Origin of the sequence: Paenibacillus terrae (genome assembly GCF_000943545.1) — a bacterium.
In the GTDB taxonomy this organism is placed as follows: Bacteria; Bacillota; Bacilli; order Paenibacillales; family Paenibacillaceae; genus Paenibacillus; species Paenibacillus terrae_A.
On the sequence record NZ_JTHP01000034.1, the window covers coordinates 23,943 to 37,164 of the forward strand.

The window sequence follows — 13,222 nt, forward strand, 5'->3', positions numbered from 1 at the left end:
GTTGAAATGTCAATAGATTTATGCGTAGAAGGGTATAGTATTTATACCTATTACGTATAATACAATCATTTTGGGCAAATCTACAAGTGATGAAGATCTTCCGGTAAGAGGATTCTGCAGATACGTCGCTCTTTTTTCGAATGCATTCGAGTAAGGGCTTTTCTGTATTTGTGGATTGAATCTTCTGTCTGTGTCTTATTATAAGGTCACAAACAAAGGTTCGCAATGAATTTTTAAAGTGAGTAGACATGAGGGGTGAGTTTAAGTTGGCAGGACATCTTGTTCAATATGGTCGACGCACTCGGCGCAGTTATGCACGTATTAACGAGGTACTCGAGGTTCCGAACCTGATTGAGATCCAGCAAAAATCCTATGATTGGTTTTTGGAGGAAGGATTGCGGGAAATGTTTCGGGATATTTCGCCAATTCAGGATTTCACAGGAAATCTGATTTTGGAGTTTATCGATTATTCTCTCGGAGAACCCAAATATACCGTTGACGACGCAAAGGAACGCGACGTAACGTATGCAGCACCGCTTCGGGTAAAAGTCCGGCTTATTAATAAAGAGACCGGGGAAGTGAAAGAGCAGGAAGTATTCATGGGAGACTTCCCGCTGATGACTGATACGGGTACGTTTATTATTAACGGTGCGGAACGGGTTATTGTCAGCCAGTTGGTTCGCTCTCCCAGCGTCTATTTCAGCACAAAAGTCGACAAGAATGCGAAAACAACATACACCGCAACGGTAATTCCTAACCGGGGGGCTTGGCTCGAACTGGAGATGGATGCGAAGGACATTATCTATGTCCGGATTGACCGTACCCGTAAAATTCCGGTTACGGTGTTGCTGCGTGCGCTTGGCTTTGGCACTGATGCTGAGATTCTGGATTTGCTCGGCAATGACGAATATATCCGTAATACTCTTGATAAAGACAACACGGACTCTACGGAAAAAGCGCTGATTGAGATTTATGAGCGTCTTCGTCCGGGTGAGCCACCTACACTGGATAATGCAAAGAGCTTGCTCGTTGCACGCTTCTTTGATCCAAAACGTTATGATCTGGCCAACGTAGGCCGTTACAAAATCAATAAAAAGCTTCACATCAAAAACCGTCTGTTTAATCAACGACTTGCTGAGACTTTGATTGATACGACAACCGGTGAAATCATCGCTGAAGCAGGACAAATGGTGGATCGCCGCCTGTTGGACGAGATTTTGGCCCAGCTTGAGGAATCGGTAGGACACCGTACGTATCATGTTGCTACTGGCGTGCTGGAAAGCAACGATATTCCTCTTCAAACGATCGATATATTCTCGCCGATTGAGGATGGTAAAGTTGTAAAGCTGATTGCCAACGGAAATATTGATAAATCGGTTAAAAATATTACGCCTGCCGATATTATTTCCTCCATCAGTTATTTTATTAACTTACTTCACGGAATCGGAAGCACGGACGATATTGACCATTTGGGCAACCGTCGTTTGCGCTCTGTCGGTGAATTGCTCCAGAACCAGTTCCGTATCGGTTTATCCCGTATGGAACGCGTGGTGCGCGAAAGAATGTCGATTCAGGATGCTAATGTGATTACGCCACAGGCACTGATTAACATACGTCCGGTAATTGCTTCGATCAAGGAGTTCTTTGGTAGCTCCCAGCTGTCCCAGTTTATGGATCAGACGAATCCACTTGCTGAATTGACACACAAACGCCGTTTGTCCGCACTCGGACCCGGCGGTTTGACACGTGAACGCGCAGGCATGGAAGTACGTGACGTCCATCCGAGTCACTACGGTCGTATGTGTCCTATCGAGACACCAGAGGGACCAAACATTGGTTTGATCAACTCCTTGTCTACCTTCGCACGTATCAACGAGTACGGATTTATCGAAGCTCCTTATCGTTGGGTAGATCCGAAAACCGGAAAAGTTACAGACCAAATTGATTACCTGACGGCTGATGAAGAAGATAACTACATCGTAGCCCAGGCAAATGAGGAACTGACAGAGGACAGCACTTTTAAGGAAGAAGTTGTCATTGTCCGTTACAACAAGCAGTCTGATAACATCATTCCAATGGCAAGTAGCCGTGTTGACTATATGGACGTTTCGCCTAAGCAGGTCGTGTCAGTGGCAACTGCACTGATTCCGTTCTTGGAGAACGATGACTCGAACCGTGCGTTGATGGGTTCCAATATGCAACGGCAGGCCGTTCCTTTGTTGATTCCGAAGTCTCCTTTGGTCGGAACAGGAATGGAGCATAAGGCTGCGAAAGATTCCGGGGTATGTATTGTATCCAAATACGACGGTGTAATCGAACGTTCTTCAGCTAACGAAATTTGGCTGCGTCGCATCGAAACAGTAGATGGTTCTGAAGTGAAGGGCGACATAATTAAGTATAAATTACACAAATTTATGCGTTCAAACCAAGGAACATGCATTAACCAACGTCCAATCGTCAATAGAGGCGATGTGGTGAAAGCTGGCGATATTCTCGCAGATGGTCCTTCCACAGAGATGGGCGAGCTGGCATTGGGACGTAACGTTGTCGTTGCCTTCATGACTTGGGAAGGTTACAACTACGAGGATGCGATCCTGCTGAGTGAGAAGCTGGTAAAGGAAGACGTATACACCTCCATCCATATTGAGGAATACGAATCCGAAGCCCGCGACACGAAGCTTGGACCGGAAGAAATCACCCGTGATATTCCGAATGTCGGTGAAGAAGCGCTCCGTAATCTGGATGAGCGTGGAATTATCCGCATTGGTGCCGAAATCGGCGCAGGTGACATTCTCGTTGGTAAAGTAACACCTAAGGGTGTAACGGAGCTGACAGCCGAAGAGCGCCTCTTGCATGCGATCTTTGGTGAGAAGGCACGCGAGGTTCGCGACACTTCTTTGAGAGTTCCTCACGGAACAGACGGGATTGTTGTGGACGTAAAAGTATTTACACGTGAGAATGGCGACGAACTGCCACCAGGCGTAAACCAACTGGTTCGTGTATATATTGCTCAAAAACGTAAAATCTCCGAAGGCGATAAAATGGCCGGACGTCACGGTAACAAGGGTGTCGTTGCCCGTATTTTGCCTGAAGAAGATATGCCGTTCCTTCCGGACGGTACACCAGTACAAGTCGTTCTGAATCCGCTGGGTGTACCTTCACGGATGAACATCGGACAGGTGCTTGAAATTCATCTGGGTATGGCTGCAATGCGTCTTGGTATTCATGTAGCAACGCCTGTATTCGATGGTGCCAAGGAGTATGACGTGTTCGATACGATGGAAGAGGCAGGCATGCAGCGCAATGGTAAGACGGTGTTGTATGACGGACGTACCGGTGATCGTTTTGAACGTGAAGTTACTGTCGGTGTCATGCACATGATCAAACTGGCGCACATGGTTGACGATAAAATCCATGCTCGTTCTACAGGTCCTTACTCTCTCGTTACGCAACAGCCGTTGGGTGGTAAAGCTCAATTCGGTGGTCAGCGCTTCGGGGAGATGGAAGTATGGGCACTGGAAGCCTACGGCGCGGCTTACACGCTTCAGGAAATTTTGACTGTCAAATCCGATGATGTGGTTGGACGTGTTAAAACATACGAATCCATCGTCAAAGGTGAAAATGTACCTGAACCGGGTGTGCCTGAATCATTCAAGGTCTTGATCAAAGAGCTGCAAAGCTTGGGTATGGACGTGAAGATTCTGTCCGGAGACGAACAAGAGATCGAAATGAGAGAGCTTGATGATGAAGATGATACAACCAGCGACAAGCTGAGTTTGAATCTGGAAGGCTCTGAGGTTGGCGTAGAGTAGTCTGTCTGCTGACTGAATCATATCAGCTTTGTTATATGCCTCGATCCATTTTCTACAGGATGGATCGGGCTTCTTGATACCGCCCGGTGCTGCCGGGCGGTATCAAACCTAAAAACTCAGGATTTGGTTAAGGAGGGTTGCTCCTTGTTGGACGTTAACAATTTCGAATATATGAAAATCGGGCTTGCTTCCCCCGAAAAGATTCGTTCTTGGTCCCGCGGAGAAGTCAAAAAACCGGAGACGATTAACTATCGTACGCTTAAACCGGAAAAAGAAGGACTATTTTGCGAGAAAATTTTCGGACCTACGAAAGACTGGGAATGTCATTGCGGTAAGTACAAGCGCGTGCGCTATAAAGGTGTTGTCTGTGACCGTTGTGGTGTAGAGGTTACCCGCGCTAAGGTTCGTCGTGAGCGTATGGGTCACATCGAGCTGGCTGCCCCTGTATCGCATATTTGGTACTTTAAAGGCATTCCGAGCCGTATGGGTCTTGCTCTTGATATGTCTCCAAGATCTCTGGAAGAGATCATTTACTTCGCATCTTATGTTGTAACTGATCCAGGAGATACGCCATTGGAGAAAAAGCAACTCCTGTCCGAGAAAGAATACCGCAGCTACCGTGAAAAGTACGGCTACGGATTCCAGGCAGGTATGGGTGCTGAAGCGGTTAAGAAGCTCCTTCAAGATTTGGATATAGACAAAGAACTGGAATTCCTGAAAGAAGAGCTGCGTACAGCTCAAGGACAACGCCGCAACCGTGCGATCAAGCGTCTTGAAGTGATTGAGGCGTTCCGTAACTCCGGCAACCAGCCGGACTGGATGATCATGGACGTGCTGCCTGTTATTCCTCCGGAGCTTCGTCCGATGGTACAGCTGGATGGTGGACGTTTTGCTACCTCTGACCTGAATGACTTGTACCGCCGTGTTATTAACCGTAACAACCGTCTGAAACGCCTGCTAGATCTGGGTGCTCCGGATATTATCGTACAAAATGAAAAACGGATGCTGCAGGAAGCTGTTGACGCCCTGATCGATAATGGTCGTCGTGGCCGCCCTGTTACAGGTCCGGGTAACCGTCCTTTGAAATCCCTCAGCCATATGCTGAAAGGTAAACAAGGACGCTTCCGTCAAAACTTGCTCGGAAAACGTGTTGACTACTCCGGTCGTTCCGTTATCGTTGTAGGTCCGTACTTGAAAATGTACCAATGCGGTTTGCCGAAAGAAATGGCATTGGAACTGTTCAAACCTTTTGTTATGAAAGAACTTGTGAACAAAGGTCTTGCACACAACATTAAGAGCGCGAAACGTAAAGTAGAGCGCGTGAGCGCAGAAGTATGGGATGTGCTCGAAGAAGTAATCAGGGAGCATCCGGTTCTTCTGAACCGTGCCCCTACGCTGCATAGACTCGGTATTCAGGCGTTTGAACCGATTTTGGTTGAAGGTCGTGCAATCCGTTTGCATCCGCTCGTATGTACGGCATATAATGCCGACTTTGACGGTGACCAAATGGCGGTTCACGTTCCATTGTCTGCGGAAGCCCAAGCAGAAGCTCGTTTGCTCATGCTGGCATCCGGTAACATTTTGAATCCGAAAGACGGCAAACCTGTTGTTACTCCTTCCCAGGATATGGTCCTTGGTTCTTTCTATCTGACTATGGATAACAAAGAAGAAGAAGGCAGCAACATGATCCTTCGCAATATGAACGAGGCTATATCGGCTTACCAGCGCGGTACAGCGGGTCTTCATGCTCGTGTAGCTATTCCGGTTAAAGCTTTGAATAAAACGAGCTTTACGGAAAAACAACAGGATGCAATGCTGATCACCACGGTTGGTAAAATTATCTTTAATGAAATTTTCCCGGCCAGCTTCCCGTACATCAATGATGCTACCCGTGCCAACCTGCTTTATGGTACTGCTGAGGAGTTCTTTGTTTACGAAAAGGGTGTAAACCTTACAGAAGCGATTCAAAATGCTCCGCAAGCTAACGGGGTAGGTAAGGATTACCTTGGTAACATTATTGCCCGTTGCTTTGAAACTTACCATACAACAGAAACAGCTGTGATTTTGGATAAAATCAAACAGCTTGGCTTTACGTATTCTACTCGTTCAGGTGTAACTGTTGCTGTATCGGACGTTATCGTGCCGGTGGAAAAACAAGGAATTCTTAAAGGTTCTGAGGACAAAGCGCAAGTCGTAACGAATCAATACCGTCGTGGTTTGATTACGAACGAGGAACGCTATGACCGGATTATTGATATTTGGTCCAAAGCGAAAGATGATATTACCGAAGTGCTGATGAAGTCCATGGATCGCTACAACTCCATCATGATGATGGTAGACTCCAAAGCGCGGGGTAACAAATCACAGATTACCCAGCTCGGCGGTATGCGTGGTCTGATGGCGAATCCATCCGGTCGTATTATCGAGCTCCCAATTAAATCGAACTTCCGTGAAGGTTTGACAGTACTCGAGTACTTCATCTCCACTCACGGAGCGCGTAAAGGTTTGGCGGATACAGCGCTTCGTACGGCTGACTCAGGTTACCTGACTCGTCGTCTTGTCGATGTGGCGCAGGATGTTATCGTGCGTGAAGAAGATTGCGGAACGGACAAAGGCTTTACAGTAAGCCGTATTCAGGACGGTAAAGAAGTTATTGAGGATCTGTATGACCGTCTGGAAGGTCGCTATTGCTTTGAAACGGTACGTCATCCGGAGACTGGCGAGATTTTGGCTGGCCGTAACGAATTGATCGATTCCGACAAAGCGGAAGCAATTGTTAAAGCTGGTGTACAAAAGCTTCAAATTCGTTCAGTACTGAGCTGTCGTGCCAAACATGGCGTCTGCAAGAAATGCTACGGTCGCAATCTGGCTACTGGCAAACACGTTGAGATTGGTGAAGCAGTTGGTATTATCGCGGCACAATCCATCGGTGAACCAGGAACCCAGCTTACAATGCGTACATTCCACACAGGCGGTGTAGCGGGCGACGATATTACACAAGGTTTGCCGCGTATTCAGGAGCTTTTCGAAGCACGTAATCCTAAAGGTCAGGCAACCATCAGTGAAATTGACGGTACAGTTAAAGAAATTCGTGAAGGTAAAGATCGCCGTGAGATCGATATTCAGGGTGAAGCTGAAACGAAAACTTATTCGGTTACGTATGGTTCTCGTCTGCGCGTAAGCGAAGGCATGACTGTTGAAGCCGGGGATGAACTGACAGACGGTTCAATCGACCCTAAAGAAATGCTGCGCATTAAAGGTATTCGCGGGGTACAGAACTATATCCTTCAGGAAGTTCAACGCGTATATCGGAATCAGGGCGTAGAAATCAATGATAAGCACGTGGAAGTTATGATTCGTCAAATGTTGCGTAAAATCCGTATCCTTGATGCGGGGAATACCACGCTGCTTCCAGGCTCCTTTGTTGATGTGCACGAGTATGAAAATGCGAACAAGACAGCAATTCTCAGTGGCCAAGAGCCAGCGGTAGCCAAACCGGTTCTGCTTGGTATCACCAAGGCATCTCTGGAAACTGACTCCTTCTTGTCAGCAGCTTCCTTCCAAGAGACCACTCGCGTGCTGACCGATGCGGCTATAAAAGGCAAAGTCGATCAGTTGCTTGGTCTGAAGGAGAACGTTATTATTGGTAAGTTGATCCCTGCGGGTACAGGTATGAACCGTTACCGCAGTGTGAAATTTGCCCAACCGGAAGGGGAGCAATCCTCTTCCGAAGAACTCGAACCGATTTCGGCCGAGTAATATAACATTAACAAATGGCATGATGGGCCCGGAACATTCGTTCTCTGATGGAGCTTTTAGATTATGCTCTATCAGACGGTGTTCCGGCGCTTTTTTCTCGAAATGAAATATATTGCTTTGTTAAGTAGACTATAGTCGATAATTTTCTTGACATTGCTTATAGTCAATGCTAATATAGCAAAGGTGCGTGAGCAGCCTATATGCTATTGTGTCTTTTCGGAGGAATGAGATATGTCTAAAGAACAGGGACTGCAAGATGCTCATGTCAAAATCGGTACCAAACAAACCATACGTATGGTCGAATTGGGCTTCGCCTCTGAAGTATATGTGGCAGAAGACGCAGATCCACGTCTCACTTCCAACATCATTGCTTTGTGCAACAGGCAAGGAGTCAAAGTGACTCTTGTAGATACAATGAAAAATCTCGGAGCTGCATGTGGGATTGAAGTGGGAGCCGCTATGGCTGCTATCGTAAAACAATAGGGTAAGGAACGTTTTTGTCTAAGAGAATGAATTCTTGGCGGCAAAGACTTTTCATTTGTTCTTTTATGAACCGCCTGGGTCTGTGGGCTTAGAAATGGTTTGTGAAGCAACAGGAAAAATTGAGGAAGGGGGTGGCAACCACAATGCCAACTATTAACCAACTGGTTCGTAAAGGACGTCAAGCCAAAATCGAGAAATCGAAATCACCGGCTTTGCAAAAAGGTTTTAACGCCTTGAAACGTGAAGCTACCAACATCAGTGCCCCGCAAAAACGCGGAGTATGCACTCGTGTAGGTACTATGACTCCAAAAAAACCAAACTCCGCACTTCGTAAATATGCTCGTGTTCGTTTGACGAACCGTGTAGAGGTGACTGCTTACATTCCGGGTATCGGACACAACCTGCAAGAACACAGCGTAGTGCTGATTCGCGGGGGTCGTGTAAAAGATCTTCCAGGTGTACGTTACCATATCGTTCGCGGTGCTTTGGATACTGCAGGCGTAAACAACCGCATGCAAGCTCGTTCCAAATATGGCGCAAAACGCCCTAAAGCTAAAAAATCCTAATGAATATAAACCGAATAAATCGGTTTAACATGTAAGAAAGGGGGATATCCATGCCACGCAAAGGTCCAGTTACCAAAAGAGACGTGTTGCCAGATCCGGTATATAACAGCAAGTTGGTTACCCGCCTGATCAACCGCATCATGCTCGACGGAAAACGAGGCGTTGCTCAAAGCATTCTGTACAATGCGTTCAAGCTTATCCAAGAACGTACGGGGAATGACCCGATGGAAGTTTTTGAAGCAGCTATTAAGAATATCATGCCAGTCCTGGAAGTTAAAGCACGCCGTGTCGGCGGTGCCAACTACCAAGTACCAATCGAGGTAAAACCAGAAAGACGTACTTCCCTGGGTTTACGTTGGCTCGTAAACTACTCCCGCAACCGCGGCGAGAAAACTATGGAAGAGCGTTTGGCAGCTGAGATTATCGACGCTTCCAACAACACAGGCGCTTCCGTGAAGAAACGCGAAGATACGCACAAAATGGCTGAAGCGAACAAAGCGTTTGCTCACTATCGTTGGTAGGATTCAGTTCGAAAAAATAACTTCAATTTTGAAGGGAGACCCATTTCATGGCAAGAGAGTTCTCCTTGACGAATACACGTAATATCGGGATCATGGCTCATATTGACGCGGGTAAAACCACAACAACAGAGCGGATCTTGTTCTACACAGGACGTACGCACAAAATCGGTGAAGTTCACGAAGGCGCTGCGACAATGGACTGGATGGAACAAGAACAAGAGCGCGGAATCACGATTACTTCCGCTGCGACGACCGCTGCCTGGAAAGGTCACCGCGTCAATATCATCGACACCCCGGGGCACGTTGACTTCACTGTTGAAGTTGAACGTTCCCTTCGTGTATTGGACGGAGCAGTTGGTGTTTTCAGTGCGAAAGAAGGCGTTGAGCCTCAGTCCGAAACCGTATGGAGACAGGCTGATCGCTACGGCGTTCCACGGATCGCATATGTGAACAAAATGGATATCATTGGTGCCGACTTCCTGAATGTTGTCTCTGACATGCGTGATCGCCTTCAAGCGAACGCAGTTGCGATTCAATTGCCAATCGGTGCAGAAAATGATTTTATTGGTATCATCGATATCGTTGAACAAAAAGCTCATATGTACAAAGATGATCTTGGTCAAGATATCGAAGAAGTCGAAATTCCTGCGGAATTCAAAGATCAAGTTGAAGAACTTCGCAATGAATTGATCGAGAAGGTTGCTGAACTGGACGAAGAATTGACAATGAAATACCTGGAAGGTGAAGAAATTTCGGTTGCCGAAATTAAAGCCGCTCTCCGTAAAGGTGTTGTAGAAGTTAAAATCTTCCCAGTTATCTGTGGATCTTCTTACCGTAACAAAGGTGTTCAGCTGATGTTGGATGCTGTTCTCGACTACTTGCCGGCTCCTACTGACGTGCCAAGTATTCAAGGGCATTTGGAAGACGGTACGGAAGTTGAACGTCACTCTTCCGATGAAGAGCCATTCTCCGCATTGGCCTTCAAAATCATGACGGACCCTTACGTTGGTAAGCTGACATTCTTCCGCGTATACTCCGGTGTTCTTCAATCCGGTTCATACGTATTGAATGCAACAAAAGGCAAACGCGAACGTATCGGACGTATTCTTCAAATGCATGCGAACAGCCGTCAAGAAATCACTGTAGTTTACTCCGGTGATATTGCGGCAGCCGTAGGTTTGAAAGATACAGGTACAGGTGATACACTGTGTGATGAGAAGGATCCTGTTATTCTCGAGTCCATGAATTTCCCTGATCCGGTTATCGAAATCGCGGTTGAGCCTAAAACCAAAGCTGACCAAGATAAAATGTCTGTTGCCCTCGGTAAATTGACCGAAGAAGATCCAACTCTTCGTGCTCATACTAACGAAGAAACAGGCCAAACCATCTTGGCAGGTATGGGTGAGCTTCATCTGGATATCATCATTGACCGTATGCGTCGTGAGTTTAAGGTGGAAACCAATGTGGGCAAACCACAGGTTGCTTACCGTGAAACGTTCCGTGCTCCAGCACGTGTCGAAGGTAAATTCGTTCGTCAGTCCGGTGGTCGTGGTCAATACGGTCACGTATGGGTTGAGTTCGAACCGCTCGAGCCAGGTACTGGTAGTCAATTCGTAAGTAAGGTAGTCGGCGGCTCTGTTCCTAGAGAGTACATTGCTCCTGCACTTGCTGGTATTGAGGAACAAATGAAAAACGGCGTTATCGCAGGCTTCCCGCTTGTGGACGTTAAAGCTACAATCGTGGACGGATCATACCATGATGTCGATTCCAATGAAATGGCGTTTAAAATTGCCGGTTCAATGGCGCTGAAAGCAGCGAAAGACAAATGTAAACCGGTATTGCTTGAGCCGATTATGAAAGTTGAAGTAACGGCTCCTGAGGAATACATGGGTGACGTAATGGGTATGTTGAACTCCCGTCGTGGTCGGATTGAAGGTATGGATTCCCGTAGTGGAGCTCAAATCATTCGTGCGAAGGTCCCTTTGTCCGAAATGTTCGGATACTCGACTACACTTCGTTCCGGTACACAAGGACGCGGTGTGTTCTCCATGGAGCTTTCTCATTATGAAGAAGTTCCGAAGAGCATCGCTGAAGAGATCGTTGCCAAAACCAAAGGCGGCGAGTAATACAATGTATCAGCTGACTGGTATAATCAAGGTTTTTCCAAGAGGAAGCCGCCAGCCTAAAAATAAAACAAGTTATTGAGGAGGAATTGTTCAAATGGCAAAGGCTAAGTTTGAACGTAACAAACCGCACGTTAACATCGGTACTATTGGTCACGTCGATCATGGTAAAACTACTTTGACTGCTGCAATCACAACTGTATTGTCCAAAACTTATGGTGGTGCTGCTGTAGCATTCGACCAAATCGATAAAGCTCCAGAAGAGCGCGAACGCGGTATCACAATCTCCACAGCACACGTGGAATACGAAACACCTAACCGTCACTATGCACACGTTGACTGCCCAGGTCACGCCGACTATGTTAAAAACATGATCACTGGCGCTGCACAAATGGACGGAGCGATTCTGGTTGTATCCGCAGCTGACGGCCCAATGCCGCAAACTCGCGAACACATCCTGTTGTCCCGTCAAGTAGGCGTTCCTTACATCGTTGTATTCCTGAACAAATGTGACATGGTTGAAGACGAAGAGCTATTGGAACTGGTTGAAATGGAAGTTCGTGACTTGCTGAGCGAATATGACTTCCCAGGCGACGACACTCCAATCATTCGCGGTTCCGCTCGTGAAGCTCTGCAAAACCCAGAGGGCGACTATGCTAAGAAAATCGTTGAAATGTTCGAAATAATCGACACTTACGTCCCAACTCCAGAACGCGACACTGACAAGCCTTTCCTTATGCCTGTCGAGGACGTATTCTCCATCACAGGTCGTGGTACAGTTGCTACAGGCCGTGTAGAGCGTGGTACTGTTAAAGTGGGCGAAGAAATCGAAATCATCGGTATTCAAGAAGAGTCCCGTAAATCCGTAGTAACAGGCGTAGAAATGTTCCGCAAATTGCTTGACTCCGCTCAAGCTGGCGATAACATCGGCGCATTGCTTCGTGGTGTAGATCGTGCGCAAATCGAGCGTGGCCAAGTATTGGCTAAACCAGGTTCTGTTAAACCTCATACAGAATTCTCTGCTCAAATCTACGTTTTGACTAAAGAAGAGGGTGGACGTCACAAACCTTTCTTCACTGGTTACCGTCCACAGTTCTACTTCCGTACAACTGACGTAACTGGTATCATCACTTTGCCAGAAGGTTCCGAAATGGTAATGCCTGGTGACAACATCACAGTTACTGTTCAACTGATCAACCCAATCGCTATCGAAGAAGGAACTAAGTTCTCTATTCGTGAAGGTGGACGTACAGTTGGCGCTGGTGCGGTAGCAACAATCACCAAATAAGAGGCTTTGGCCTTTAAATAAAGCAACATTGTACTGGAACGAGTAACATTGTATTGGAACGGAGCTAAAAGAAGCCCCCGCCCTGGTGCGGGGGCTTTTCTCTTGAATAAATCGCGAGCCGCGAGTGCAATTGTATCTTTTCAAAATAAGATACATTGTTTTTTCGTTTTTGCTTGCAATAGGCAGAACTATTAGATATAATAACTAATGTTGTTTGTGACTGTGCGATGATGTGAGAGGTTACTGACACACCCGGCCCCTTTGCCATGGGAGGGATGTCGGAAAATTTTCACGGAGTATGTCCGATACCAAATTGGGCGATAGAAGGAGGGACTAAAATGGCAAAGCAAAAGATTCGTATTCGTTTGAAAGCTTACGACCACAGAATTCTTGATCAATCCGCTGAGAAAATTGTTGAAACAGCTAAACGTTCGGGCGCAGGTGTATCCGGACCAATTCCGCTGCCAACTGAAAAACAAATCATTACTATTCTCCGTGCGGTACACAAGTACAAGGATTCCCGGGAACAGTTCGAAATGCGCACACATAAGCGTCTGATCGACATTGTTAACCCGACTCCACAAACTGTGGATGCCTTGATGCGCTTGGACCTGCCGTCCGGTGTAGATATCGAAATTAAATTGTAATTTGTGATTAGGAAAAGAAAAGA

At 46.7% G+C, this 13,222-nt stretch carries 8 protein-coding genes; all 8 read left to right on the plus strand.

Features of this window, described 5'->3' with window-relative positions; all coding sequences use genetic code 11:
- Positions 1-266: 266 nt before the first annotated feature.
- Positions 267-3,812 (plus strand): DNA-directed RNA polymerase subunit beta, encoded by a 3,546-nt coding sequence (rpoB, locus tag QD47_RS16655; protein WP_044647202.1) that lies wholly within the window; start codon positions 267-269, stop codon positions 3,810-3,812.
- A gap of 144 nt (positions 3,813-3,956) precedes the next feature.
- Positions 3,957-7,571 carry a DNA-directed RNA polymerase subunit beta' gene (gene rpoC, locus QD47_RS16660; RefSeq protein WP_044647203.1) on the plus strand — a complete coding sequence of 1,205 codons (3,615 nt, stop codon included), beginning with the start codon at positions 3,957-3,959 and terminating at the stop codon, positions 7,569-7,571.
- A gap of 231 nt (positions 7,572-7,802) precedes the next feature.
- Positions 7,803-8,054 carry a ribosomal L7Ae/L30e/S12e/Gadd45 family protein gene (locus QD47_RS16665; protein WP_044647204.1) on the plus strand — a complete coding sequence of 84 codons (252 nt, stop codon included), beginning with the start codon at positions 7,803-7,805 and terminating at the stop codon, positions 8,052-8,054.
- 143 nt (positions 8,055-8,197) lie between these two features.
- On the plus strand, positions 8,198-8,620 hold the full coding sequence (gene rpsL, locus QD47_RS16670) for a 30S ribosomal protein S12 (protein ID WP_044647205.1): 423 nt from the start codon (positions 8,198-8,200) through the stop codon (positions 8,618-8,620).
- 50 nt (positions 8,621-8,670) lie between these two features.
- A complete protein-coding gene (rpsG, locus tag QD47_RS16675) occupies positions 8,671-9,141 on the plus strand; it encodes a 30S ribosomal protein S7 (protein ID WP_007432586.1) in 471 nt (156 codons plus the stop codon).
- Between the two features lie 47 nt (positions 9,142-9,188).
- Positions 9,189-11,267, plus strand: coding sequence for an elongation factor G (gene fusA / locus QD47_RS16680; RefSeq protein ID WP_044647206.1), 2,079 nt, complete (start codon positions 9,189-9,191; stop codon positions 11,265-11,267).
- 94 nt (positions 11,268-11,361) lie between these two features.
- Positions 11,362-12,552, plus strand: a complete 1,191-nt coding sequence (tuf, locus tag QD47_RS16685) for an elongation factor Tu (protein ID WP_044647207.1) — start codon at positions 11,362-11,364, stop codon at positions 12,550-12,552.
- Between the two features lie 338 nt (positions 12,553-12,890).
- On the plus strand, positions 12,891-13,199 hold the full coding sequence (rpsJ, locus tag QD47_RS16690; RefSeq protein WP_005544556.1) for a 30S ribosomal protein S10: 309 nt from the start codon (positions 12,891-12,893) through the stop codon (positions 13,197-13,199).
- Positions 13,200-13,222: the final 23 nt, after the last annotated feature.